At 62.3% G+C, this 25011-nt stretch carries 20 protein-coding genes and 1 pseudogene; 13 read left to right on the top strand and 8 right to left on the bottom strand.

The window, feature by feature from the left end; genetic code table 11:
* Positions 1-3: 3 nt before the first annotated feature.
* The 3 genes from CAG18_RS08600 (at position 4) to CAG18_RS08590 (ending at position 3523) form a co-directional block, all read left to right on the top strand.
* Positions 4-1158: an ABC transporter ATP-binding protein gene (locus CAG18_RS08600; RefSeq protein WP_013971127.1), complete on the top strand. Its 1155-nt coding sequence runs from the start codon at positions 4-6 to the stop codon at positions 1156-1158.
* Positions 1159-1259: 101 nt separating this feature from the next.
* Positions 1260-2552, top strand: coding sequence for a carbohydrate porin (locus tag CAG18_RS08595; protein WP_230397116.1), 1293 nt, complete (start codon positions 1260-1262; stop codon positions 2550-2552).
* Positions 2553-2668: 116 nt separating this feature from the next.
* Positions 2669-3523, top strand: a complete 855-nt coding sequence (locus CAG18_RS08590) for a D-hexose-6-phosphate mutarotase (RefSeq protein WP_013971129.1) — start codon at positions 2669-2671, stop codon at positions 3521-3523.
* Here the strand turns inward: CAG18_RS08590 and hexR are convergent.
* A complete protein-coding gene (gene hexR / locus CAG18_RS08585) occupies positions 3516-4379 on the bottom strand; it encodes a DNA-binding transcriptional regulator HexR (protein WP_169774905.1) in 864 nt (287 codons plus the stop codon). The genes CAG18_RS08590 and hexR overlap by 8 nt on opposite strands.
* 211 nt (positions 4380-4590) lie before the next feature.
* Here hexR and zwf point away from each other — a divergent pair, with 211 nt between their 5' ends.
* Genes zwf through CAG18_RS08570 form a run of 3 tightly spaced genes read left to right on the top strand, consistent with a single transcriptional unit; the run spans position 4591 to position 7458 of the window.
* Positions 4591-6060, top strand: a complete 1470-nt coding sequence (zwf, locus tag CAG18_RS08580) for a glucose-6-phosphate dehydrogenase (RefSeq protein WP_085720748.1) — start codon at positions 4591-4593, stop codon at positions 6058-6060.
* Entirely contained in the window at positions 6047-6760 is a 714-nt protein-coding gene (gene pgl / locus CAG18_RS08575) for a 6-phosphogluconolactonase (protein ID WP_085720747.1), read from the top strand. Before zwf ends, pgl begins: the two co-directional genes overlap by 14 nt.
* A 17-nt stretch (positions 6761-6777) precedes the next feature.
* Complete coding sequence (locus CAG18_RS08570) at positions 6778-7458, top strand: bifunctional 4-hydroxy-2-oxoglutarate aldolase/2-dehydro-3-deoxy-phosphogluconate aldolase (RefSeq protein WP_015269102.1); 681 nt, start codon at positions 6778-6780, stop codon at positions 7456-7458.
* A gap of 242 nt (positions 7459-7700) precedes the next feature.
* On the opposite strand, the gene leuA is transcribed toward CAG18_RS08570, so the two are convergent.
* From leuA to CAG18_RS08550, 4 genes are all read right to left on the bottom strand, one after another.
* Positions 7701-9374, bottom strand: coding sequence for a 2-isopropylmalate synthase (leuA, locus tag CAG18_RS08565; protein ID WP_013971133.1), 1674 nt, complete (start codon positions 9372-9374; stop codon positions 7701-7703).
* A gap of 423 nt (positions 9375-9797) precedes the next feature.
* Positions 9798-10625: a M23 family metallopeptidase gene (locus tag CAG18_RS08560; RefSeq protein WP_015269103.1), complete on the bottom strand. Its 828-nt coding sequence runs from the start codon at positions 10623-10625 to the stop codon at positions 9798-9800.
* Between the two features lie 3 nt (positions 10626-10628).
* Positions 10629-12008, bottom strand: a complete 1380-nt coding sequence (xseA, locus tag CAG18_RS08555; protein ID WP_085720855.1) for an exodeoxyribonuclease VII large subunit — start codon at positions 12006-12008, stop codon at positions 10629-10631.
* Between the two features lie 136 nt (positions 12009-12144).
* Positions 12145-13023: a LysR family transcriptional regulator gene (locus tag CAG18_RS08550; protein WP_085720746.1), complete on the bottom strand. Its 879-nt coding sequence runs from the start codon at positions 13021-13023 to the stop codon at positions 12145-12147.
* Between the two features lie 97 nt (positions 13024-13120).
* Between CAG18_RS08550 and CAG18_RS08545 the strand changes: the two genes are divergently transcribed.
* From CAG18_RS08545 to guaA, 4 genes are all read left to right on the top strand, one after another.
* Positions 13121-13876, top strand: a complete 756-nt coding sequence (locus CAG18_RS08545) for a sulfite exporter TauE/SafE family protein (protein ID WP_013971137.1) — start codon at positions 13121-13123, stop codon at positions 13874-13876.
* A 51-nt stretch (positions 13877-13927) separates the two neighbouring features.
* The gene (locus tag CAG18_RS08540) at positions 13928-14485 is read left to right on the top strand and encodes a hypothetical protein (protein WP_003257977.1); all 558 of its coding nucleotides are present in this window, start codon (positions 13928-13930) and stop codon (positions 14483-14485) included.
* A gap of 86 nt (positions 14486-14571) precedes the next feature.
* Positions 14572-16041, top strand: coding sequence for an IMP dehydrogenase (guaB, locus tag CAG18_RS08535; protein WP_013971138.1), 1470 nt, complete (start codon positions 14572-14574; stop codon positions 16039-16041).
* 78 nt (positions 16042-16119) lie between these two features.
* Positions 16120-17697 carry a glutamine-hydrolyzing GMP synthase gene (gene guaA, locus CAG18_RS08530; protein ID WP_015269106.1) on the top strand — a complete coding sequence of 526 codons (1578 nt, stop codon included), beginning with the start codon at positions 16120-16122 and terminating at the stop codon, positions 17695-17697.
* Positions 17698-17792: 95 nt separating this feature from the next.
* On the opposite strand, the gene CAG18_RS08525 is transcribed toward guaA, so the two are convergent.
* Positions 17793-19673, bottom strand: a complete 1881-nt coding sequence (locus CAG18_RS08525; RefSeq protein ID WP_085720745.1) for an LTA synthase family protein — start codon at positions 19671-19673, stop codon at positions 17793-17795.
* 300 nt (positions 19674-19973) lie between these two features.
* On the opposite strand from CAG18_RS08525, the pseudogene CAG18_RS08520 reads away from it, so the two are divergent.
* Positions 19974-20165: pseudogene (locus tag CAG18_RS08520) on the top strand (multicopper oxidase family protein); the annotation flags it as partial.
* Between the two features lie 33 nt (positions 20166-20198).
* Here CAG18_RS08520 and tri1 read toward each other — a convergent pair.
* Positions 20199-21266 (bottom strand): ADP-ribosylarginine hydrolase Tri1, encoded by a 1068-nt coding sequence (tri1, locus tag CAG18_RS08515; RefSeq protein ID WP_015269108.1) that lies wholly within the window; start codon positions 21264-21266, stop codon positions 20199-20201.
* Positions 21263-22738, bottom strand: a complete 1476-nt coding sequence (locus CAG18_RS08510) for a DUF6861 domain-containing protein (RefSeq protein WP_015269109.1) — start codon at positions 22736-22738, stop codon at positions 21263-21265. Before CAG18_RS08510 ends, tri1 begins: the two co-directional genes overlap by 4 nt.
* A 337-nt stretch (positions 22739-23075) precedes the next feature.
* Between CAG18_RS08510 and CAG18_RS08505 the strand changes: the two genes are divergently transcribed.
* Entirely contained in the window at positions 23076-24458 is a 1383-nt protein-coding gene (locus CAG18_RS08505; RefSeq protein ID WP_085720744.1) for a multicopper oxidase family protein, read from the top strand.
* Positions 24458-24937 carry a tRNA adenosine(34) deaminase TadA gene (gene tadA / locus CAG18_RS08500; RefSeq protein WP_085720743.1) on the top strand — a complete coding sequence of 160 codons (480 nt, stop codon included), beginning with the start codon at positions 24458-24460 and terminating at the stop codon, positions 24935-24937. Before CAG18_RS08505 ends, tadA begins: the two co-directional genes overlap by 1 nt.
* The last annotated feature ends 74 nt before the right edge of the window (positions 24938-25011 follow it).

The following is a 25011-nucleotide window of genomic DNA, read 5'->3' as shown; positions in this document are numbered from 1 at the left end:
GTCATGGCAACGCTCGAACTTCGCAATGTGAACAAGACCTACGGCAGCGGTTTGCCGGACACCCTCAAGGACATCCAGCTGTCGATCAAGGATGGCGAGTTCCTGATCCTGGTCGGCCCCTCGGGCTGCGGCAAGTCGACCTTGATGAACTGCATCGCCGGGCTGGAGCAGATCACCGGCGGCGCGATACTCATCGACCAGCAGGACGTCAGCGGCATGAGCCCCAAGGACCGCGACATCGCCATGGTGTTTCAGTCCTACGCGCTGTACCCGACCATGAGCGTGCGCGAGAACATCGAGTTCGGCCTGAAGATCCGCAAGCTGCCGCAAGCTGCAATCGACGAGGAAGTGGCGCGGGTGGCCAAGCTGTTGCAGATCGAGCACCTGCTGGCGCGCAAGCCGGCGCAGCTGTCCGGTGGCCAGCAACAGCGCGTGGCCATGGGCCGGGCGCTGGCACGGCGGCCGAAGATCTACCTGTTCGATGAACCGTTGTCCAACCTCGATGCCAAGTTGCGCGTCGAGATGCGCACCGAAATGAAACTGATGCACCAGCGCCTGAAGACCACCACCGTGTACGTCACCCATGACCAGATCGAGGCCATGACCCTGGGCGACAAGGTGGCGGTGATGAAGGACGGCATCATCCAGCAGTTCGGCACCCCGCAGCAAATCTACAACGATCCGGCCAACCAGTTCGTCGCCAGCTTCATCGGCTCGCCGCCGATGAATTTCATCCCGGTGCGCCTCACGCAACAGGACGGGCGCCTGCTGGCCGTGCTCGACAGCGGCCAGGCGCGTTGCGAGCTGCCCTTGGGAATGGCCGCGGACGAGATGGATGGCCGCGAGGTGATCCTCGGCATCCGCCCCGAGCAGATTGCCCTGGGCGCAGCCGAGGGCAATGGCCTGCCCGGCATTCGCGCCGAGGTGCAGGTGACCGAGCCCACCGGGCCAGACCTGCTGGTATTCGTCACCCTCAACCAGACCAAGGTCTGCTGCCGCCTGGCGCCGGATGTGGCGTGCCGGGTCGGCGATAACCTGAACCTGCAATTCGACCCAGCCCGGGTGCTGCTGTTCGACGCCGCCAGCGGCGAGCGCCTGCACCTGGCCACCACTGCTGCAACCATGAAAGACAACGTGGCGCACTTCAAGGGCCGATAACTCGTCTACACCATCAAATAAGAAAAAGAGGACGCAAAGGGATGGAACAGCGCAAACGCATCAGGACATTGGGCTCGCTGGCCTTGCTCGCGCCACTGGCGATGGCTGTTGGCAGCAGCGTTCAGGCTGCCGAAGCTTTTTCCAGCGAATCGAAGTGGATGACCGGCGACTGGGGCGGCACCCGCACCGAGTTGCTGGAAAAGGGCTATGACTTCACCCTCGATTACGTCGGCGAGGTTGCCGGTAACCTGCACGGTGGATACAACGACGACAAGACTGCGCGCTACAGCGACCAGTTCGCCCTCGGCGCGCACCTGGACCTGCAGAAAATCTTTGGCTGGCACGACGCCGAGTTCAAGCTGGCGATCACCGAGCGCAGCGGCCGCAACCTGTCCAACGACCGCATCAGCGACCCGCGCGCCGGGCAGTTCAGCTCGGTGCAGGAAGTGTGGGGCCGCGGCCAGACTTGGCGCCTGACCCAGATGTGGGTCAAGCAGAAGTACTTCGACGGTGCGCTGGACGTGAAATTCGGCCGCTTCGGCGAGGGCGAGGACTTCAACAGTTTCCCTTGCGACTTCCAGAACCTGGCCTTCTGCGGCTCGCAGGTGGGCAACTGGGTTGGCGGCATCTGGTACAACTGGCCGGTCAGCCAGTGGGCGCTGCGGGTGAAATACAACATCACTCCGGAATTCTTCGTTCAGGTCGGTGCCTTCGAGCAGAACCCTTCCAACCTGGAAACCGGCAACGGCTTCAAGCTCAGTGGCAGCGGCACCAAAGGCGCGATCCTGCCGGTGGAAGCGGTGTGGTCACCCAAGGTCAATGGCCTGCCGGGCGAGTACCGTCTGGGTTACTACTACAGCACGGCCAAGGCCGACGATGTGTTCGATGACGTCAACGGCAACCCGCAGGCGCTGACGGGCGAGGCCTTCAAGTCGCACTCCAGCAAGCATGGCTGGTGGGTGGTGGCACAGCAGCAGGTCACTGCCCATGGCGGCGATGTAAACCGTGGCCTGAGCCTGTTCGCCAACTTCACCGTGCACGACAAGGCCACCAACGTCGTCGACAACTATCAGCAACTGGGCTTGGTCTACAAAGGCGCATTCGACGCCCGGCCCAAGGACGATATCGGCTTTGGCGTGGCGCGCATTCATGTGAATGACGACGTGAAGAAGCGCGCGGAACTGCTCAACGCCCAGAGCGGCATCAGCGATTACGACAACCCAGGCTTCGTGCCGCTGCAGCGTACCGAGTACAACGCCGAGCTCTACTACGGCTTCCACGTCACCAACTGGCTGACCGTGCGGCCCAACCTGCAGTACATCAAGAGCCCCGGCGGCGTGGATGAGGTGGATAACGCGCTGGTCGCAGGTTTGAAGATTCAGTCGTCATTCTGAGAGCAATTGTTGTAAATTTACGCCAATCCACTTCGGTACCCGGCAACCACTGGTCTTCAGTGGTTGTCGGGGATAGGCCGAGACAGCGCTATCTCAAACAACAAGAGCTCTGAACCATGCCCGAACATCCGCTCCATCGCTTCTTCACCTCGCAGCGGCCCCGGCCGACATTCGAGTGGGAGCGTTACCAGCAGCGCGATGTGCTGATCATCGACCATCCCCGTTGCCAGGCGGTGTTCAGCCGCCAGGGTGCGCAACTGCTGCATTTTCAACCAGCGGGTGAACGGCCCTGGCTGTGGTGCGCCGAGCAGTGGCCGCAGGTGGGGGCGATCCGCGGTGGCGTGCCGGTGTGCTGGCCATGGTATGGACGCCACCCCAGCGAGGACTTGTGGCCCGCCCATGGCTGGGCGCGCCTGCTCGACTGGAAGCTGGTGGACAGCCGCGAGGACGAGGAGGGCGTAACCCTGAAATGGCGGCTGGACCTGTGCGACTGGCAGGTCGACCTGCATGCCCGGCTGGGTAGCCGCATGGAGCTGAGCCTGAGCACCGAGCACCAGGACAGCGAACCCTGTCAGCTGAGCCATGCCCTGCTGGCCTACTGGCGCATCAGTGACGTGTCCGAGATAGCGCTGTCCGGGTTGGAGGATATCGAAGGCTACGACCGCCTGAACCGCCAGGCCTGCCGTGAAGATGGCGCGCTGAAGCTCAAGGGCGGTTGCCAGAAGGTCTACCCCGGCACGCCGCGGGTGCAATTGCAGGACCCGGCCTGGCAGCGCGAGCTGTGCATCGATACCGGTGACAGCGACGACACGGTGGTGTGGCACCCGGGCAACCGCCCGCTGATGGGCGTGACCGGGCGTGAATGCCAGCGCTTCGTCTGTGTCGAGGCCGCCAGCGGCAGTGGCGAGGGCCTGAGCCTGGCGCCGGGGCAGCGTGCCCACCTGCGCCTGCAGGCCCACCGGCTCAGTTGAGCTCGTCGTCCTCGATCGGGTAGCGGCTGGCGTTGAGGCTTTCCTTGATCTTGCGCAGGTGCGGCTGGAAGTCCACGCCGCGCCGCAGGGTCATGCCGGTGGCCAGCACATCGAGCACGGTCAGCTGGATGATCCGCGAGGTCATCGGCATGTAGATGTCGGTGTCTTCGGGCAGCGGAATGTGCAGGCTCAGGCTGCAGGCATTGGCCAGTGGCGAACCGGCAGCGGTCAGGCCCAGTACCGAGGCGCCGTTTTCCCGGGCCAGGCGGGCCACCTCGACCAGTTCGCGGGTGCGCCCGGTGTAGGAGATGATGACGAACAGGTCGCCGGTGTGCGCCACCGAGGCCAGCATGCGCTGCATCAGCACGTCGGCGTGGGCCGATACTGCCAGGTTGAAGCGGAAGAACTTGTGCTGGGCGTCCAGCGCCACCGGGGCCGAGGCGCCCAGGCCGAAGAAGTGGATCTGCCGGGCCTGGATCATCATGTCCACGGCACGGCTGACCTGTTGCGGGTCGAGCTGCTGGCAGGCGCTGTCGAGCGAGGCGATGGCACTGGCGAAGATCTTCTGGGTGTAGGCTGCCGGGTCATCGTCAGCCTCCACCGCGCGGCTGACGTAGGCGGCGCCGCTGGCCAGGCTCTGCGCCAGCTGCAGCTTGAGCTCGGGGTAGCCGCTGACGCCGAACGAGCGGCAGAAGCGGTTGACGGTCGGTTCGCTGACCTTGGCCGCCTGGGCCAGCGCAGCGATGCTGAAACGGGTGGCTTGTTGCGGATTGAGCAGGATGACTTCGGCGACTTTGCGTTCGGCCTTGTTCAGCTCGTCGAGGCGGCCCTGGATCTGTTCCAGGAGGTTTCGCACGCGGTCCATGGGTGTGTCCTTGGGTCGGGAAGACAGCCGGCTGTTGGAGCAGCAGGCTTTTTGCACGGTCGTCTATCGTACTGTCGGCGCGGTTGACGTACCACTTGTCTGTAACACTTGTGTGTAATGTTGTGGTTTTTACTACATTATCCCTTGAAAACCGTATGTGAAAGCGGTATTCCTAGACCAACTTTAGGAAAGAACCAACATCATGGCTGCGATCAGTGTCGAACCTTGCACCTTTGCCCTGTTTGGCGCCCTAGGCGACCTGGCATTGCGCAAGCTGTTTCCTGCCCTCTATCAGCTCGACCGGGCCAACCTGCTGCACCCGGAAACCCGCCTGCTGGCGCTGGCCCGCGAGGCCGGTAGCGCGCAGGGCCACCTGGACAGCATCGAGGCGCACCTGCGCCGGCATGTGCCCGAGGCCGATATCGAGCCCGCCGCGCTGGGCCGTTTCCTCGCCAGGCTGAGCTACCAGCACCTGGATTTCCTCCAGCCCGAGGGCTATCAGGCCCTGGCCGAGCAGTTGCCGGGCGAGCTGCCGCTGATTGCCTACTTCGCCACCGCTGCGGCGGTGTACGGGGCCATCTGCGAAAACCTCGACAAGGCCGGGCTGGCCGCACGCACCCGAGTGGTGCTGGAGAAGCCCATTGGCCACGACCTGGAGTCGTCGCGCCGGGTCAATGATGCTGTGGCTCAGTTCTTCCCAGAGAGCCGGGTCTACCGCATCGACCACTACTTGGGCAAGGAAACGGTGCAGAACCTGATCGCCCTGCGTTTCGCCAACAGCCTGTTCGAAACCCAGTGGAACCAGAATTCCATCTCCCATGTGGAGATCACCGTCGCCGAGAAGGTCGGTATCGAAGGCCGCTGGGGCTACTTCGACAAGGCCGGCCAGCTGCGCGACATGATCCAGAACCACCTGCTGCAGCTGCTGTGCCTGATCGCCATGGACCCGCCCAGCGAACTGTCGGCCGACGCCATCCGTGACGAGAAGGTCAAGGTACTCAAGGCCCTGGCACCGATCACCGGTGAAGGGCTGAGCACCCGTGTGGTGCGCGGCCAGTACATCGCCGGCTACAGCGATGGCAAGCCGGTGCCCGGTTACCTGGAAGAAGACAACGCCAACGCCCAGAGCGACACCGAAACCTTCGTCGCCCTGCGTGCCGATATCCGCAACTGGCGCTGGTCGGGGGTGCCGTTCTACCTGCGTACCGGCAAGCGCATGCCGCAGAAACTGTCGCAGATCGTCATCCACTTCAAGGAAACGCCGCACTACATCTTCGCTCCGGAACAGCGTTTGCAGATCGGTAACAAGCTGATCATCCGCCTGCAACCGGACGAAGGCATTTCTTTACGGGTGATGACCAAGGAGCAGGGCCTGGACAAAGGCATGCAACTGCGCAGCGGCCCGTTGCAGCTGAATTTCTCCGATACCTGGCGCAGTGCAAGGATCCCGGATGCCTACGAGCGGCTGTTGCTCGAAGTGATGCGCGGTAACCAGAACCTGTTCGTGCGCAAGGATGAAATCGAGTATGCCTGGAAGTGGTGCGACCAGCTGATTGCTGGCTGGCGTAACGCAGGCGATGCGCCCAAGCCGTACGCCGCAGGCTCCTGGGGGCCGATGAGCTCGATTGCACTGATCACACGCGATGGGAGGGCGTGGTATGGGGATATCTGAACTGAAACTGCCAGCGACTGTGACGGTACATGAGCTGGCGGATGCCAAGGCTCTGGCCGCAGCCCAGGCCCATGACGTGGCCGAGCGCTTGCGCGCAGCCATTGCCGCCAAGGGCCAGGCCTGCGTGGTGCTATCCGGCGGCCGCAGCCCGGTGCCGTTCCTCGAGAAGCTGGCCAGCGAAAACCTCGACTGGGCCAAGGTCACCGTCAGCCTGGCCGATGAGCGCTGGGTGCCGGTGGAGCATGCCGACAGCAACGCCGGCCTGCTGGCGCGCCACCTGTTCAAGGGCGCGGCGGCCAAGGCCCGCTTCGTTGGTCTTTACCAGCAGGCGGAGAACCTTGATGCCGCTGCAGGCAAGGCCGATCAGGCCTTGGCCGAGCTGCCGCCAATTGACGTACTGGTGCTGGGCATGGGGGATGATGGCCATACAGCTTCGCTGTTCCCCGCCAGCCCCAACCTGGAAGCAGGCCTCGAGCTGGCCAACCCACGCCGCTGCCTGCCTTTGCTGGCACCGAGCGTGCCGCGCCAGCGCCTTTCGATGACCCGCTCGCTGCTGGCCAGTTCCGCCTTTACCGCGCTGTCCGTACAAGGGCAGGGCAAACTCGCTACCCTGCGCGCCGCGCTGGCTGGCACCGACCTTTCCGAAATGCCGATACGCGCTTTTCTTCACGCCCCCCTGGACATCTACTGGTGCCCATGAGCCAAGGATCCACAGTCATGACCACCCTCGAACGCCCACAGCCCAAGCTCTCGATGGCCGACAAAGCCGCACGGATCGACGCCATTTGCAAAGAGGCGCGCATCCTGCCGGTGATCACCATCGCCCGTGAGGAAGACATCCTGCCGCTGGCTGACGCCCTGGCCGCCGGCGGTATCCGTACCCTGGAAGTGACCTTGCGCTCGCAATACGGCCTGAAGGCCATCCAGGTGTTGCGCGAGCAGCGCCCGGAGCTTTGTGTCGGTGCCGGCACCGTGCTCGATCGTGGCATGTTCGCCGCGGTTGAAGCTGCGGGTGCGCAATTCGTCGTTACGCCAGGCATTACCCAAGACATTCTCGAAGCTGGTGTGGACAGCGAGATCCCGCTGCTGCCAGGCATCAGCACGCCGTCCGAAATCATGATGGGCTACGCCCTGGGCTACCGCCGCTTCAAGCTGTTCCCGGCGGAGATCAGCGGCGGGGTAGCGGCGATCAAGGCCTTTGGCGGCCCGTTCGGCGATATTCGTTTCTGCCCTACGGGCGGTGTGAACCCGGCCAACGTGCGCAACTACATGGCGCTGCCCAATGTGATGTGCGTGGGTGGTACCTGGATGCTCGACAGCAGCTGGATCAAGAACGGCGACTGGGCGCGGATCGAAGCGTGCAGCGCGGAGGCGATGGCGCTGCTGGACGCCAACTGAATTTGTTGTGTGCTTTACGGCTTGTGGGGCGCTTGGTCGGCGCCCCTTTTTTTGCCTGAAATTCTTGCAGTGCCTGTGCCGGCCTCTTCGCAGCACAAGGCTGCTCCTACAAGGAACTGCATAGCATCCGGACCTTGCGCTGCCCCATGTAGGAGCAGCCTTGTGCTGCGAAGAGGCCGGCACAGGCCAGCAAAAAAGCCCGCATCAAACGATGCGGGCTTTTTCATTCATTGCGGTACGGCTCAGGCCGCCTTGGCTTCCTGCTGGCTCAACGAGCGGTTCAGCGCGCTGAACAATGCCTTGAAGCTGGCCGTGGTGATGTTTTCATCGATACCCACACCATGCACCGGGCGGCCACCGGCCACGCGCAGTTCGATATAGGCCGCGGCCTTGGCATTGGTGCCGGCGCCAATGGCATGCTCGTTGTAGTCCATGATCTCCACGGCAATCGGCAGGCCGGCCACCAGTGCTTCCAGTGCGCCGTTGCCCTTGCCGCGCCAGTGCAGGGTGGTTTCGCCTTCACCGGCGACTTCCACTTCCACGGCGCTGTGGCCATTCTCTTCCTGCAGACGGTGGCTGACCAGCGCATACGGGGAGTTGGCCTGCAGGTATTCCTTGTGCAGCAGGCTGTAGATCTGCTGGGCGGTCATTTCCAGGCCCAGGCGGTCGGTTTCGCCCTGTACTACCTGGCTGAATTCGATCTGCATGCGGCGCGGCAGGCTGATGCCGTATTCCTGCTCAAGCAGGTAGGTGATGCCGCCTTTGCCCGACTGGCTGTTGACGCGGATTACCGCCTCGTAGCTGCGACCGATGTCGGCCGGGTCGATCGGCAAGTAAGGTACTTCCCACAGTTCGCCTTCCTGCTGCTTGGCGAAGCCCTTGCGGATGGCGTCCTGGTGCGAGCCGGAGAACGCGGTGTGGACCAGGTCGCCCACGTACGGGTGGCGTGGGTGTACCGGCAGCTGGTTGCACTCTTCGACCACCTTGCGCACGCCGTCGATGTCGGAGAAGTCCAGCAGCGGGTCGATGCCCTGGGTGTAGAGGTTCAGCGCCAGGGTCACCAGGTCGACGTTACCGGTACGCTCGCCGTTGCCGAACAGGCAGCCTTCGGCACGATCGGCGCCGGCCATCAGGCCCAGCTCGGTGGCGGCAATGCCGGTGCCACGGTCGTTGTGGCAGTGCAGGCTGATGATCACGCTGTCGCGACGGCTGACATTACGGCAGAACCATTCGATCTGGTCGGCGTAGATGTTCGGGGTGGACACCTCCACGGTGGCCGGCAGGTTGAGGATGATCTTGTGCTCGGGGGTCGGGTTCCACACCTCGATGACCGCGTCGCAGACTTCCTTGGCGAACTCCATCTCGGTGGCGCTGAAGGTTTCCGGCGAGTACTGGAAGGTCCACTGGGTTTCCGGCTGCTGGGCGGCATACTTGACGAACAGCTTGGCCGCGTTCACCGCGATGTCCTTCACGCCTTGCTTGTCCTGGTTGAAGACAATACGGCGGAACGACGGGCTGGTGGCGTTGTACAGATGGACGATGGCCTTCTTCGCCCCGCGCAGCGATTCGAAGGTACGGGCGATGAGGTCTTCACGGGCCTGGGTGAGCACCTGGATGGTGGTGTCGTCCGGGATGTGGCCGTCTTCGATCAGCATGCGCACGAAGTCGAAATCGGTCTGCGAGGCGGATGGGAACGAGGCTTCGATTTCCTTCACGCCAACCTGCACCAGGGTCTTCCAGAAGCGCAGTTTCTTCTCCGAATCCATCGGCTCGATCAGCGACTGGTTGCCATCACGCAGGTCGGAGCTGCACCAGATTGGCGCGGCGGTGATGGTCTTCGACGGCCAGGTACGGTCAGGCAGGTCGATGGTCGGGAAAGCGCGGTATTTCTTCGAAGGGTCTTTGAGCATGGTCATGGAAGCAATCCTTTTGTGTGCGGCCGAGATCGGGCCTGCCGAGCGATAACGAGATAAAAGGCGAGGCGACGCGATTCAGCCTGGTAGTCGGGCGCTGACCAGGCAGAGGCTGCGATGTTGTCGGAGCAGGATGAGGGTGCTGAAGGTTTTCATGCCTTCAACCCTAACCAGTGGGGTGGGTGATGGCAAGCGTTCAGAAAAAATTGAGAGGAATGCTTAAAAAAAGCTAAAAGGCGAGATTTTATGGCATGAAAGCAAAGCTGGCTTATTGATTGTTGCGCAGTATTTTTCGATGGCGCAACACAGTTGAACTGATGTCGACTGTGCTGGCCCTTTCGCGGGTGAACCCGCTCCCACAGGTGCAGCGCCATCCCTGTGGGAGCGGGTTTACCCGCGAAGAGGCCGGCACAGGCAGTACCGCTCTCAGGGCTGGAACGCACCAATGAAAATCGCCGGATCCACCCGCGCATCGTTCAGGCTGACGTTCCAGTGCATATGTGGCCCGGTAGCCCGCCCGGTCGAGCCCACGCGCCCCACCACCTCGCCCCGGCGCAGCTGCTGCCCCACCTGCACATCGATCTTCGACATATGGCAGAACATGCTGATAAAGCCCTGCCCGTGGTCGACGAACACCGTACGGCCATTGAAGAAGTAATCGCCCACCAGGATCACCTTGCCATTGGCCGGGGTCTTGATCGGCGTGCCGGCCGGTACCGCGAAGTCCAGCCCGGCATGCGGGTTGCGTTCTTCGCCATTGAAGAAACGGCGCACGCCGAACTTGCTCGACAGCGGGCCACTGACTGGCTTGTCGAGAATCAGGTTGCTGGGCAGGGTCGGGCTGAAGCTGCGGTATGCCTTGATCTGCTCGGCCAGCTCACGATCGATGCGCTTGAGGTCGGCCGGGTTCGGGTTGACCTGGCGGGTGTTCTTCAGGGTGATGCGCTGCTCGGGGTATTTCTTGCTACCGACCGTGAAGGGCAGGGTACGGCCGCCCTGGCTCAGCATCGCGGTGCCGGGCTTCTGGGTCAGCGGGATGCCGACGATGGCCAGCCAGTTGTCCTGCTCTTTCACCACCAGCACCGGTTTGCCGTCGAAGCGGGCACTGGGCGCGCTGGCGGCGGGGCCGAGGTCGACCACCGCCACGCCGCCGGGTACCGGCTTGTTCAGCGTGCGGGTGATGTAGCTGGCCTGGGCGCCGCCGGCCAGCAGCAGGAGGGAAAGGGCAAGCAGGGGCGCGAGCAGGCGGGGCATGTGTCAGTCCAGAAGTGAGAGGGTGACCGGGGTCAGGTGGTTGTCTTCGACCCGCACCAACAGCTCGCCTTCGTTCAGGCGGGCGGTCAGACGCTGGCCATTGCGGGTCTGTTCGGCGCTGCGGATGGCCTGGCCCTGTTCGTCCAGCAGGATGCTGTAGCCGCGGGCGAGGGTGGCCAGCGGGCTGACCACCTGCAGCGTCTGCAACTGGGCCTGGAAGCGCTGGCGGCGGTCCTTGAGCACCTCGCGCATGGCCCGTGGCAGGCGCTCGGCCAGGCTGTCCAGGCGTTGGCCCAGCAGTTTCAGGGTACGCCCCGGGTGCTGCGCGGCGAGGCGGGTATCCAGGCGTGCCAGGCGCTCGTGGCGCTGGTTGAGGTTGAGCATGAACGCGCGGCGCAAGCGCATGTCCAGGTCGTCCAGGCGCTGGGCCTGCTGGCGCAGGCGCTCGCCCGGGTGGCGCAGACGCCGGGTCAGCGACTCCAGGCGCAGGCGGTCGTGGGTCAGGCGGTTCTGCATGCGCAGCAGCAGGCGCCGTTGCAGGCCATCCAGGCGTTGCAGCAGGCCACTGTTGTCGGGGGCCAGCAGCTCGGCGGCGGCAGACGGTGTAGGCGCGCGCACGTCGGCGACGAAGTCGCTGATCGAGACATCGGTCTCATGGCCTACGGCGCTGACAATCGGCGTGACACAGGCGGCCACGGCCCGCGCCACCGCTTCTTCGTTGAAGCACCACAAGTCTTCAAGCGAGCCGCCGCCCCGGGCCAGGATCAGCGCATCGAACCCCAGGCTATCGGCCAGGCGGATCGCGCGCACGATCTGTGCAATGGCTTCGCGGCCCTGCACTGCGGTGGGGATCAGGTTCAGTTCCACTTGCGGGGCGCGGCGACCGAACACACTGATGATGTCGCGGATCACTGCGCCGGTGGGCGACGTAATGATGCCGATGCGCTGCGGGTGGGCCGGCAGCGGCTGCTTGCGTTCGGCGCTGAACAGCCCCTCGGCACCGAGCTTCTCTTTCAATGCCTCGAAGGCCAGGCGCAGGGCGCCATCGCCGGCCGGCTCGACGGTGTCGAGAATCAGCTGATAGTCGCCACGCCCTTCAAACAACGAAACCTTGCCGCGTACCCGCACCGCCAGGCCGTCGCGCAGGGCCTGGCGCACCCGCGTGGCGTTCTGCCGGAACAGCGCGCAGCGCACCTGTGCGCCGCTGTCCTTGAGGGTGAAGTACATGTGGCCGGACGCCGGGCGGGCGAGGTTGGAAATCTCGCCTTCCACCCACACGCTGCGGAACACGTCTTCCAGCAGCACGCGGGCGCGGCCGTTGAGTTGGCTGACGGTAAGGACCTCGCGGTCCAGGCCGAGTCGTTCGAAAGGGTCTCTGATCATGGCGGGCATCATAAAGGACATCGGCCCCGGTTGTCTGTCCTGGCCCTATCGCCGGCAAGCCGGCTCCCACAGGTATCGCGCTGGCTTGGGCCTCATGCTGTCCCTGTGGGAGCCGGCTTGCCGGCGATGGGGCCTTTCAGGCCTGCATCGCCGTCACGAACTGGCGTACCATCGAACCTGCGTCACGCCTGCAAGCCATCGCCACAGTACTCTCACACCCTCCTTCCAGTGCCACGAAGCTGACTGAGGCTGGCGCAATCTCACGCATGCATTCCGGCAACAACGCCACCCCAAACCCCGCCTGAATCAACTGCAACTGGGTGGTCTTGCGCGACAGCACCTGCGCTGCGCGCGGGAAAAAGCCTGCCTCCATGCACATCGAGGCCGACAGGTAGCTCAGCCCGCCACGGTCCCGGTGCGGAATCGAAATGAAGCGCTCTTCCCGCAGTTGTTCCAGTCTCACCTGGGGCGCGCGGGCCAAGAGATGCCCGGCGGCGACCGCCAGCAGCAGGGGTTCGCTGAACAGTTCATGCAGCACCACCCCTTCATACTGGCGCAGTACAGGCAAGCGCAGCAGGCCGATATCCAACCGCCCGGCAGCGATATCCTCCAACTGCGCCTCCGACGACTGCTGGGCAATTTCCAGCGAAACACCTGGGTTGTCGCGCAAGTAACCGCCCAGGCGAGCCAGCAGCGGGCCGGTCAGCGGCACTGTACTGGAGTGGTTCAGGCGCAGACTGCCCTGCAGCCCTTCGCCAATGTCGCGGGTTAAACGCTCGGCCTGCGCCAGGTCGGCCAGCAAGCGCCGCGCCCGTTCCAGGAAGGCCTGGCCAGCCAGTGTCAGGCGCGGCAGGCGCGCGGTGCGTTCGAACAGCGGCGTGCCCAGTTGCTGCTCCAGTTCCTTGATCTGCCGGCTCAGCGCCGACTGGGCGATGTACAGCCGCTCGGCGGCAGCGCTGAAGCTGCCGCATTCGGCGATTTCCACGAAGTAACGCAGTTGGCGGATTGACGTCATGTCATGCCTTTTCGAGATGAGTGAGGCGACAAAGGCATATTAGTCGGCATGGCTCATGGCTGGCTAACCTTTGCCTGTCTTCCCAGGAACTGCTGCCATGCTCGCCCAACTGTCGTTTTCCGGCCTCGACTGGCTGCCTATCCTGCTTGGTGTCGGCGCTGCCTACATCGTCTTCGGCATCGCCGGTTTCGGCACCGCGCTGGTGGCCGGCCCAGTGCTGATCCACTTCATGCCGCTGTCGCGGATCATTCCGCTGCTGGTGCTACTGGACTTCGTCGCCGCCTTCGGCAACCTGCTGCCCTCGCGCCGCGATGTCGTGCGCGGCGAACTGCTGCGGCTGCTGCCGTTCATGGCCATTGGCTGCGCGCTGGGTGTGGTATTCCTGCTACAGCTGAAGTCAGACTTGTTGCTGCTGCTGATGGGGCTGTTCGTCACGGCGTATGCCCTGTACGGGCTGGCGGTGAAGGTACGGCCGGCCAGTCTGTCGGGTTTCTGGGCAATGCCGATGGGCACGGCAGGCGGGCTGTTCGGCGCCTTGTTCGGCAGCGGCGGCTTCCTTTATGCGCTGTACCTGAGCGCGCGGCTGGAGGTGAAGGAGCAGGTGCGCGCTACCCAGAGCGCGCTGATCAGTTGCAGTACGGTGGTGCGGCTGACGCTGTTCCTTATCGCAGGCGTCTATGCCGACCAGAGCCTGCTGTTGCTCGCCGCCTGCCTGTTGCCGGTCATGCTCGTCGGCCTCTGGGCAGGGCGCAGGCTTACCCATCGGCTGTCTCGCGAAGCCTTCGTGCGCCTGGTCACCTGGCTGGTGCTGGCCAGCGGCCTGGCGCTGATCGGTCGCTACCTGAGCGCCTGAGCAGGCGGTAGAATTGCGCTATCACCGCAGTTTTTCAGGCTTGCCCCGTTCATGAACACCCAGAGCATCATCGTTCCCAAGCTTTCTACCGTCCCGGTGCACGAAGCCCGTGCCCGCGCCATCCTGCGCTGGCTGGTGCGCGAGAAAGTCGTCGAGGAACAGCTGACCACCTGTGGCCGCACCGGCAACCGCATGGGCCATGCCCTGGCCGAAGGTGCCCGCAAAGTGGCCCTGCATCCGGAAAAACTGCCCTTCGGCGAACAGGTCAACGGCCTGGAGGTGATGCTCAAGCGCTGCATCTATACCCCTACCGAAGGTTTCCTCGAAGAGGCCGGTTGCCCCGAGTGCCGGCGCGAGGTGGGTGAGCCGCTGTTCGAAAGCCTGGAAGAATGGATGCCGGCAGTTAGCGACAACTTCACCTGCCCGTTGTGCGGCTTCGAAGATGACATCAATGGCTTCATTTACCTGCAGCCATGTGCCTTTTCCAACCTGGGGTTCATCTTCAACAACTGGGGCGAGGCCGGGTTCACCCAGGCCTTTCTCGACAGCTTCGCCGACTGGCTCGACCAGCCGGTGGCCGTGGTACAGGTAAAACTGCCACAAGGCTGACCGAAGGCCCTTATTTTGCATTGAGCGGCGCGCCGTGCATGAGTATAATGGCGCGCTTCCATTTTTCCCGCCCGGGAGCCCCCGCGATGCTGCGTATCAGCCAAGAAGCCCTGACCTTCGACGATATCCTCCTTGTACCTGGCTATTCCGAGGTACTGCCTAATGAAGTCAGTCTCAAGACCCGTTTGACCCGTGGCATCGAGCTGAACATTCCGCTGGTATCCGCTGCCATGGATACCGTGACCGAAGCGCGCCTGGCCATTGCCATGGCCCAGGAAGGCGGCATCGGCATCATCCACAAGAACATGACCATCGAACAGCAGGCCAGCGAAGTCCGCAAGGTCAAGAAGTTCGAGGCTGGCGTGGTCAAGGACCCGATCACCATCGACGCCGACGCCACCGTGCGCGACCTGTTCGACCTGACCCGCCTGAACAACATCTCCGGCGTTCCGGTGCTGGCGAACGGCGACCTGGTCGGCATCGTCACCTCCCGTGACGTGCGCTTCGAAAGCCGCCTGGACGCCAAGGTCCGCGACGTGATGACCCCGAAAGAGCGTCTGGTCACCGTCCGCGAAGGCGCCGACAAGAACGAAGTCCGCGAGCTGCTGCACAAGCACCGCCTGGAAAAAGTCCTGATCGTTGACGACAAGTTCAACCTCAAGGGCATGATGACCGTCAAGGACATCGAAAAGGCCAAGGCCTACCCGCTGGCCAGCAAGGACGACCAGGGTCGCCTGCGCGTCGGCGCCGCGGTCGGCACCGGCAAGGACACCGGCGAGCGTGTTGCCGCCCTGGTGGCTGCTGGCGTTGACGTGGTTGTGGTCGATACCGCCCACGGTCACTCCAAAGGTGTGATCGATCGCGTTCGCTGGGTCAAGGAAACCTACCCGCAAGTGCAGGTGATCGGCGGCAACATCGCCACCGGCGCTGCCGCCAAGGCTCTGGCCGAAGCTGGCGCTGACGCGGTCAAGGTCGGTATCGGCCCAGGCTCGATCTGCACCACCCGTATCGTTGCTGGCGTAGGCGTGCCGCAAATCAGCGCCATCGCCAACGTTGCCGCTGCACTGGAAGGCACTGGCGTGCCACTGATCGCCGACGGCGGCATCCGCTTCTCGGGTGACCTGTCCAAGGCCATCGTTGCCGGCGCTTCCTGCGTGATGATGGGTTCGATGTTCGCCGGTACCGAAGAGGCTCCGGGTGAAGTCGAACTGTTCCAGGGCCGTTCCTACAAGGCCTACCGCGGCATGGGCTCGCTGGGTGCCATGGCACAGGCGCAAGGCTCGTCCGACCGCTACTTCCAGGACTCCTCGGCCGGCGCCGAGAAGCTGGTACCGGAAGGCATCGAAGGCCGTGTTCCCTACAAGGGCGCGCTGGCCGCGATCATCCACCAGCTGATGGGCGGCCTGCGTTCGTCCATGGGCTACACCGGCAGCGCAACCATCGAAGAGATGCGCACCAAGCCGGAATTCGTGCGCATCACCGGTGCCGGCATGGCCGAGTCCCACGTGCATGACGTGCAGATCACCAAAGAAGCCCCTAACTACCGCGTAGGCTGAGGCTTCCAGCTACAACAGAAAGCGGGGCTGTCATGACAGCCCCGCGTCGTTTCCGATTTCCACTGACGAGATTGAGTCATGGCCCTCGACATTCACGCTCACCGCATCCTGATCCTCGATTTCGGTTCCCAGTACACCCAGCTGATCGCCCGCCGCGTGCGCGAAATCGGCGTGTACTGCGAGCTGCATCCGTTCGACATGGACGATGAAGCGATCCGCGAATTCAACCCGCGCGGCATCATCCTCGCCGGCGGCCCCGAGTCGGTCCACGAAGCCAACAGCCCGCGCGCCCCGCAGGCGGTGTTCGACCTGAACGTACCAGTGCTGGGCATCTGCTACGGCATGCAGACCATGGCCGAGCAGATGGGCGGCAAGGTCGAAGGTTCCGACCTGCGTGAATTCGGTTATGCCCGCGTGGACGTGGTTGGCAAGAGCCGCCTGCTCGACGGCATCGAAGACCACATCGACGCCGACGGCTTGCTGGGCCTGGACGTGTGGATGAGCCACGGCGACAAGGTCACCCAGATGCCGGGCAACTTCCACGTGCTGGCCAGCACCCCGAGCTGCCCGATCGCTGGCATGTTCGACGACGCGCGCGGCTACTACGGCGTGCAGTTCCACCCGGAAGTGACCCACACCAAGCAGGGCGGTCGCATCCTGTCCCGCTTCGTGCAGGACATCTGCGGCTGTGAAGCCCTGTGGACTCCGTCCAACATCGTCGAAGACGCCATTGCCCAGGTGCGTGAGCAGGTCGGTTCGGCCAACGTCCTGCTGGGCCTGTCCGGCGGCGTCGACAGCTCCGTCGTTGCCGCACTGCTGCACCGCGCCATCGGCGACCAGCTGACCTGCGTATTCGTGGACAACGGCCTGCTGCGCCTGCACGAAGGTGACCAGGTGATGGCCATGTTCAAGGAGAACATGGGCGTCAAGGTCATCCGCGCCGACGCTGAAAAGCAGTTCCTCGACAACCTGGCCGGCGAAGCCGACCCGGAGAAGAAGCGCAAGATCATCGGCCGCACCTTCATCGACGTGTTCGATGCCGAAGCCAGCAAGCTGGAAAACATCCAGTTCCTCGCCCAGGGCACCATCTACCCGGACGTGATCGAGTCGGCGGGCGCCAAGAGCGGCAAGGCCCACGTGATCAAGTCGCACCACAACGTCGGTGGCCTGCCGGAGGAAATGAACCTCAAGCTGGTCGAGCCGCTGCGTGAACTGTTCAAGGACGAAGTGCGCAAGATCGGCCTGGAGCTGGGCCTGCCGTACGACATGGTCTACCGCCACCCGTTCCCGGGCCCGGGCCTGGGCGTGCGTATCCTTGGTGAAGTGAAGAAGGAATACGCCGACATCCTGCGTCGCGCCGACCACATCTTCATCGAAGAGCTGCGCAAGGCCGACTGGTACCACAAGACCAGCCAGGCATTCGTGGTGTTCCAGCCGGTCAAGTCGGTAGGCGTCGTCGGCGACGGCCGTCGCTACGCCTGGGTCGTGGCCCTGCGTGCCGTCGAGACCGTGGACTTCATGACCGCGCGCTGGGCGCACCTGCCGTACGAGCTGCTGGAAACCGTCAGCGGCCGTATCATCAACGAAATCGACGGTATCTCGCGCGTTACCTACGACGTGTCGAGCAAGCCGCCAGCGACTATCGAGTGGGAATGATCGGGTAGCCAGCTCAGGCTGGTACCCGTAGGCACGGATACACCAGAAAGCCCGCATAATTGCGGGCTTTCTGGTTCTCGCTCATTCAGATTTGCTTATTCTTTTGGCTTTTTGGCAAATAGCGCTTTCTGGTAGACATTATAGGAAAGCAACCTGCTCTTTACCGCGACGAACTCATCGCCCTCCACGCGCTGCGGGTGCTTTTCCTGCGGGTCATTCTCGATATTGTATTTGGTCAGGGTGTCCGAACTGAATTCGTATATGTATTTGTAAGGGTGCTCCACCAAGGCTGACGCCAGTTGGTCAAAGAACGTGGACATGAAGAATGTGCGTTTGCCATGTTCCCTCAACAAGCTGATGCCTTGGACAGACAGGGGCGACTCGGTCACGCCAAAGAAGTCGGCGACCGTGGGCGCAACATCGATCTGGTGACTGGTCGTTGTGGCGGGTTTGGGCAGTGACTTTTCCTTGGCCCAGAAAATCAGGGGTACGGTCACTTCTTCTTCGTGCATGGAAGCGTTGTGAATGAAGAGACCGTGCTCACCAAACGACTCACCGTGGTCACCCACGAGCACGAATAATGTCGAGTCCAGAAGGCCTTGCTTGTCGAATGATGTCAGCATTTCACCCAGTACGCTGTCTGTTCTGGCTATGCAGTCTTCATACTTTTCCAGCTCGCTCAGTAATGGGGGCCCTTGGCTGCATTGGTAGGGGTAGTGGGCTGCGCTTGGGAAGTAGAGTGCGATGAAACCCTGGCCATTCTTTTTTATCTTCTCCAGGTAAGAGATGCTGGATGAAAACAGCTGTTCATCACTCTCTCCGAAGCTACTGGCGTGTTGTGAGCGATTTTCGGCATGGGTGATCTCCGAAACTGCATAGGCATTCGATACGCCGATGGACTTCAGGAAACCCTCCATGTTTTCGAATTGCAGGTACAGCGAGCTGAATGCGACGGCTTCCATGTTTTTCCTGTTTTTCAGCTCATGGATGACGCTGGGTTGTAGCAGGTACATGGCCTCTTTGATTTCAATATCTGGGTAGGCGTGCAGCCCCGTCAGGATCGCGTGGTAGCCTTTGGACGAGTGAGGCACTGATACGTACGTTTTGAAGAGCATGCCCTCCCGAGAGAGCTTATCGAAGGTGGGATACCTCTCGGCGGTTTTGATGTCGGGCGCAAAAACGCTGTTCCAGCGCACCGACTCCAGAATGATGAAGACCAGGTTCTTGAAGTCTGGTGTGGCATGAGATTGAAGTTTTCGGATGTCGTTGACGCTGGTTAGCGGGTAGGCGGGTTGTTCGAATGGCAGCGGCGGTCTATGCGGAGCTGCATTCAAGAAGGTGGTGCTTCTGAGTGTTGTGACCAGCGGACTGACGACAATATTTTCGTTCAGGTGATAGCGTGCGTCTTTGGCATGGATGGAGCCGATGAGCAGGGCGCCTATCACCAGCAGCGACGCCCAGAGGTGTTGTCTTTTCTTTATTGTGACCGTGCGCTGTTCTTTATAAGCGATGTAGGTTGCCAGCCCAGCGAAAGACCAGGTCACCAGGTAGGCAAGAAAAAGCACAAAGACAATGAACCTGAATGTGTGCCCGAACCCGGCGGCTTGGGTGAGGAACACCTCGGCTCCGGAGGTCAGGTTGCTTGCGTTCTGCAGGCTGTAGCGTATCAGTTGCCAGTCCAGTGGCTTCAGCCATAGCTCCCGAACTCGCATGTCCACCAGCAGGAACAGCAGCAAGGCGCCTGAGGCGATGCTTAACAGATAAAAATTGAATTTGTTTCTGGTAATGGTGGTGGCAGCAATCACAAAGAAGGCGACCACCAGCAGCACGTCTTGAAGCAAGTACAGGGCAATATCGAGAACACCGGTCTCCACCCATCGATAGGAGAAAAACTCGATCAGGATGATCTTCGGTGCCAGAAGAAGGCCTGAAGTGAGCAGCAGCGAAAAATACAGTAATGAATTCCTGTGCCACATGGTGTCAAACCTTCGCATTCACAGAGCAGGCGTCTTGTCTGAAGCGATAGGCGGGCAGAAGGCCAGCACCTGTGCACCCCGTCTGTTGAACTTAAGCAGCCCACCCTGAATCGGGCAAGTCAGCCTCTGGGCGTTAGTTTGGTACCGAGGGGGAGCAGGTTGCCACAGGTGGTCGGGGCAGATAACCGGTCGTGCGACAAGACTTCACTGAATCTTTCGCAAATGCAGGTGTATCAAATTCGCCCTTCATCGCCAGCCCCTGCTGGCAGACTGATTGCGCAGAATGAGGTACCCGCACCGATGTCCTTTACTCGACGACAAATGCTCAAAGGCCTCACTGGCCTGGTTGTGGTTGGCCTGGGCGCTGGTGGCGCGGCGCGTTACTGGCTGGGCAAGGTCGAGGACGATAACGCCGGGCATGACTACGAACTGATCGCCGCGCCGCTTGACGTCGAGCTGGTACCGAGGTTCAAGACCGAGGCCTGGGCCTTTATCATTCAGCTGTCTGCCCCGACGGGCGCATCATCACAGCGAATAGAACGGATCGTTTTCAGGCGCCTGGTCGTGCAACGCTTGGGCGAGGTCCTGGATGTGTTCAGACCACGCCACTGTCTTTACCCATTCCTCGGGCATGCCGGATACCCCGTACAACGCTCCGGCCAGCTGCCCAGCCACGGCTGCCACGCTGTCGGCGTCGTCTGCCAGGTTTGCCGCCAGTAGCACTGCGTCTCTGAAATTGTCGGTATTCCAAACCGCCCATAGCGCAGCTTCCAAGGTGTCGATGACATACCCTGAGGAGCGGATCTGGTCGCGGCTTTTTTCCTTGTATTCGCCAGCGTTGATGATGGTGGCGCGGGGCTGCAGCGGGCGGACCATCGGGCGGCACATTTCATCCTTGTCGGCGCCGTTCAGGGCGAGGTGCAGCTGCGCGCCCAGCAGTTCGCAGCCACTCACTGCTTCGGGCGCCCGATGGGTGGCCCGACTCTGGCTTTGGGCTTCGCGCCACGTGGATGGCAGCATGTGGCGCCTGAATATGGCGGTGGGGGCGAGCCGGATGATGGAGCCATTGCCGGCCGTATTCGGCTCTGTGTTGCCTATCCAGTCCAGGCCATGGCGTAGCCACCCTTCCAAGGCAAGGCGTGTAGCATTGCCGATGTCGAAACAGACACCGTTTGCGCTGTTTTCCCCTCGCTTGTACCACCTGCACAGTCGCTCGAGATAATCTGCATGGTCGAATCGCATGCAAGCCAGGTACGAGTCCGCCAGGCAAAGCGCCATGCTCGTATCATCGGTCCACTCACCTGGCTTGAGCCTGAACGGCCCGCCGCCGACCATGTCATCGACGTGTGCTTTATCGCGAGGCAGGAACTCCAGGGTGGTGCCTACGGCATCGCCAATGGCCAAACCCAGCAACGCACCTTTGGCTCGGTCGAGCGATTGTTCGGGGGTTAATGTGCAAACGCGCGATTCTTGCCATTGCGGGTGCACGTAGGCACGGCCTGCGGACTCGCGTGGGGTGGGCGCTGGTAGCAAGTGGTTGTACCGGTAGGCATACTCGGTAACTTCAAGGGTAGGGCTGTGCAGGTCGATCATAGAACTTCTTCTAATAAGAGATGAGTCGTGGGGCCTTGCTCAATCCGGTTCAGTACCCTGAAAGAAGTACCCGGCGGGTACAGTACTTCCGCCTCGGGAATTTGCGTCAGGAAACTGATGTCCTTGCCGGATACGCCGCGTACGACCATCTGGGTATTGCCCGCGAATGGTGTTGTCGCGGATGAGCTGAAGAATGCCATGTCGGTCTCCACTGCGCCCATTTGCATCCGATTGAGCACATCCAGTGGCAGATCCGTTCCACGGTAGGTTTCAGCGCCAACGTAGCGAGGCAAGCGTGCCAGACCTTCGGTTGCATGCTCGGCAAAAGCCATGATTTCAGGCGTGGCTGTGCCTTGGCGCATCGCCAGGTTATACGCCTTGTACACATCGTTGGTAGAGTAACCGTAAAGTGCGCCTATTTGATCGTCGCTGAGCAGTTTCGAAAGCTCCGGGGCCCGAAAATCTGCCCGGGCGCGGCCTTCGGCAATCCATCGCTCTGCCATGTCCTTGCCCACTGCCTCTCGCAGGCTCATGAGCTTCTTGGGCGCCGCTGCAATGCTTTTTTCAGTGGCTTGCTTTGCTGGCGGCAGCTCTGGCTCTGCTTTCTGCAGCGGTGTCGCGGCCTTCATCTGCAACTCAGGTTCAGCCAGCAGCCTGCTTTCGTTCTTCGCCAGCCAGGTGGCCAACTGTTTGTTGGAGATTTCGGCCTGAAGCTTGGCACTACGGCTGGCGATGCTTTCCACGCTGCTCATCACGCCGGCTTTCATCTGCCCGCGGGTCAGGTAGGTCACAATTGCCATCAGCAAAAGCATCACCAGCTGCTCTTGCCCACGGGCCAGTTGCCTTGCAGCGTGTTCGGTACGCTCTTGAACCAGCGCCGCCGAGCCGCCCGAAGGGTCGAGACCGGAGGGTTTCAAGCCGTCTTCGGCAGTCCACGCGGTAGCAAGCCCCTCTTGCATGGAGGCCAGGCACGCGGGAAGCCCTTGATAGAAATACTCCGCGATGGCGGCCAGGCCCAGCGCCATCAGGATCAGGTTGCCGACCTGCAGGCCGATACCGCTGCCTGCGACCACCCCAGGTGCCGCACCGACGCCAAAGGCTAGAGAACCCACGGCGCCGCCGATAGCGCCGCCTAGCGCGACGCTGCCGCCGAGAATCATCACCACTTCCTGCACGAGCTTGAGCAGTACGGGCAAAATCTGGTCGATATTGATGGACGCCCATTTGCGCGACAGATTTGACTGCATCATGGGATAGGACAAAGCCATCGCCTGCCGGACATTGTCTATCCGGTGTCCGCCTACAGCGCCATAAGCCTGGCTGGCGCCATCGCTTACGCGACGGGTGAAGCCGTCCCAGCTGTCATGGACATTGCGCAAGCCGCTGCTGACGCTTTGATTGAGGGCGCTGAATTTTTGGTCCAGGTTGCGTTCGATGTCGCCCCAGCTAGGGACGTGAGTTGATAAGTCCATTTACCATTGCATTCCTTTAGAGAAGGCAGGTGAGTGTGCGGGCGGCAGGCGATTCTTTCCCATGCACCACGCTGACGGTCAAGCCAGTCGCCAATCGAGCTGCCGATTGCATTGCGAGGCATTTTCTCATCTGAGGTGCCTCTGGCAATGGTGTCAATTTGATCTCATGCTTGTCGGTCAGTTCCGTTAAGTCTGCCGAATGGCCAATAGGGTGGCCAAAGCAAACGATGGCTGGATACTTCACTTAATATTTCCCATTTGCAGGTGTATCGTATTCGCCCTTCATCGCCAGCCGTGCTGGCAGCTTGATTGCGCAGAACGCGAGGTACCCGCACCGATGTCCTTCACCCGTCGACAAATGCTCAAGGGCCTGACCGGCCTGGTTGTGGTTGGCCTGGGCGCCGGTGGCGCGGCACGTTACTGGCTGGGCAAGGTCGAGGACGACAACGCCGGGCATGACTACGAGCTGATCGCTGCTCCCCTGGACGTCGAGCTGGTGACGGGCTTCAAGACCGAGGCCTGGGCCTTCGGCCCTTCGGCGCCAGGCACCGAGTTGCGTGTGCGCCAGGGCACCTGGCTGCGGGTGCGCTTCATCAACCACCTGCCGGTCGAAACCACCATCCACTGGCACGGTATCCGCCTGCCGCTGGAAATGGACGGCGTGCCCTATGTGTCGCAGCTGCCAGTCAAGCCGGGCGAGTACTTCGACTACAAATTCCGTGTGCCGGACGCCGGCAGCTACTGGTATCACCCGCATGTCAGCAGTTCCGAAGAGCTGGGCCGTGGCCTGGTCGGCCCGCTGATCGTCGAGGAGCGCGAGCCGACCGGCTTCCAGCATGAACGCACGCTCAGCCTGAAGAACTGGCACGTGGACGAGCAGGGCGCCTGGTTGCCGTTCAGCATCCCGCGTGAGGCGGCGCGCAACGGCACCGCCGGGCGCCTGATCACCATCAATGGCCAGGCCGATTCGGTCACCGAGTTGCCAGCCGGCCAGGTTGTGCGGGTGCGTCTGCTTAACCTGGACAACACCTGGACCTACCGCATCAACCTCAAGGGTAACTGCGAGGCAAAAATCTATGCTCTGGACGGCAACCCGGTAACCCCGCGCCCCTTGGACGATGACTACTGGCTCGGCCCAGGCATGCGTATCTGCCTCGCTATCCGTATTCCTGAGGCGGGGGAGGAGATCTCCCTGCGCGACGGTTTCGTGCGCCTGGGCACCCTGCGTTCGGTTGCCAGCAACGGCGCGCCAAGTGACTGGCCGCCGGCGCTACCGCCCAACCCGATCGCCGAGCCGGACCTGGAGAATGCCGAAAAGCTCAACTTCAATTTCGAGTGGGCGGCGAAAGTCTCGGTCACTACGGACCAGGATAAGCCGTCGAGCATGTGGCAGATCAACGGCCAGGCCTGGGACATCACCGACAAGACCTGCGCCGAGCGCCCCATTGCCACGTTGCAGAAGGGCAAGAGCTACATCTTCGAGCTGAAGAACATGACCCAGTACCAGCACCCGATCCACCTGCACGGCATGAGCTTCAAGGTGATCGGCTCCAACCGTCATGACATCAAGGAGCCGTGGTTCACCGATACCTACCTGCTGGGCAAGAACGAGCGCGCCCAGGTGGCGCTGGTGGCGGATAACCCGGGCACCTGGATGTTCCATTGCCACGTCATCGACCACATGGAAACCGGTCTGATGGCCGCGATCGCGGTGGTCTGATGCGCCCGCAGATCATCGATCGCAGTCGCGATCAGGAATTCATGCGTCTGGCCCTGGCCCTGGCCGCCGAAGGTGCGGCCATGGGCGAGGTGCCGGTGGGCGCGGTACTGGTGCAGCATGGGCAGGTGATCGGGCAGGGCTTCAACCGTCCGATCATCGACAGTGACCCCAGTGCGCACGCCGAGATGGTGGCCATTCGCGCGGCGGCGAAATCCGCCAGTAACTACCGGCTACCCGGCAGCACCCTGTATGTGACCCTGGAACCGTGCAGCATGTGTGCGGGGTTGATCGTGCATTCGCGGGTGATGCGGGTGGTATTCGGCGCGCTGGAGCCCAAGGCGGGGATCGTGCAGAGCCAGGGGCAGTTCTTCGGGCAGGGTTTCCTGAACCACCGGGTGATGGTGGAGGGGGGGGTGCTGGCGGAGGAGTGCGGGCAGATCCTCACTGACTTCTTCAAGGCTCGCCGAGCAAAGGGGTAGCCTGTCAGTGCCCTATCGCCGGCAAGCCAGCTCCCACAGGATATCTGCAGGCCTTGGGGGCAGTGGTGAGCCTG

The sequence above is a fragment of the Pseudomonas sp. B22(2017) genome, from assembly GCF_002113105.1.
GTDB lineage: Bacteria > Pseudomonadota > Gammaproteobacteria > Pseudomonadales > Pseudomonadaceae > Aquipseudomonas > Aquipseudomonas asiatica.
This window is presented reverse-complemented; position numbering and strand designations above follow the sequence as displayed.

Bases quoted from the DNA above. Each gene is read 5' to 3' on its own strand.
- leuA (WP_013971133.1), bottom strand. From the start codon at position 9,374: ATGACCATGCTCAAAGACCCTTCGAAGAAATACCGCGCTTTCCCGACC.
- CAG18_RS08550 (WP_085720746.1), bottom strand. From the start codon at position 13,023: ATGACGTCAATCCGCCAACTGCGTTACTTCGTGGAAATCGCCGAATGC.
- CAG18_RS08590 (WP_013971129.1), top strand. From the start codon at position 2,669: ATGCCCGAACATCCGCTCCATCGCTTCTTCACCTCGCAGCGGCCCCGG.
- CAG18_RS08505 (WP_085720744.1), top strand. From the start codon at position 23,076: ATGTCCTTCACCCGTCGACAAATGCTCAAGGGCCTGACCGGCCTGGTT.
- CAG18_RS08545 (WP_013971137.1), top strand. From the start codon at position 13,121: ATGCTCGCCCAACTGTCGTTTTCCGGCCTCGACTGGCTGCCTATCCTG.
- guaA (WP_015269106.1), top strand. From the start codon at position 16,120: ATGGCCCTCGACATTCACGCTCACCGCATCCTGATCCTCGATTTCGGT.
- guaB (WP_013971138.1), top strand. From the start codon at position 14,572: ATGCTGCGTATCAGCCAAGAAGCCCTGACCTTCGACGATATCCTCCTT.
- CAG18_RS08600 (WP_013971127.1), top strand. From the start codon at position 4: ATGGCAACGCTCGAACTTCGCAATGTGAACAAGACCTACGGCAGCGGT.
- CAG18_RS08595 (WP_230397116.1), top strand. From the start codon at position 1,260: ATGGCTGTTGGCAGCAGCGTTCAGGCTGCCGAAGCTTTTTCCAGCGAA.
- CAG18_RS08510 (WP_015269109.1), bottom strand. From the start codon at position 22,738: ATGGACTTATCAACTCACGTCCCTAGCTGGGGCGACATCGAACGCAAC.
- CAG18_RS08570 (WP_015269102.1), top strand. From the start codon at position 6,778: ATGACCACCCTCGAACGCCCACAGCCCAAGCTCTCGATGGCCGACAAA.
- tadA (WP_085720743.1), top strand. From the start codon at position 24,458: ATGCGCCCGCAGATCATCGATCGCAGTCGCGATCAGGAATTCATGCGT.
- CAG18_RS08560 (WP_015269103.1), bottom strand. From the start codon at position 10,625: ATGCCCCGCCTGCTCGCGCCCCTGCTTGCCCTTTCCCTCCTGCTGCTG.
- tri1 (WP_015269108.1), bottom strand. From the start codon at position 21,266: ATGATCGACCTGCACAGCCCTACCCTTGAAGTTACCGAGTATGCCTAC.
- CAG18_RS08525 (WP_085720745.1), bottom strand. From the start codon at position 19,673: ATGTGGCACAGGAATTCATTACTGTATTTTTCGCTGCTGCTCACTTCA.
- zwf (WP_085720748.1), top strand. From the start codon at position 4,591: ATGGCTGCGATCAGTGTCGAACCTTGCACCTTTGCCCTGTTTGGCGCC.
- pgl (WP_085720747.1), top strand. From the start codon at position 6,047: ATGGGGATATCTGAACTGAAACTGCCAGCGACTGTGACGGTACATGAG.
- CAG18_RS08540 (WP_003257977.1), top strand. From the start codon at position 13,928: ATGAACACCCAGAGCATCATCGTTCCCAAGCTTTCTACCGTCCCGGTG.
- xseA (WP_085720855.1), bottom strand. From the start codon at position 12,008: ATGATCAGAGACCCTTTCGAACGACTCGGCCTGGACCGCGAGGTCCTT.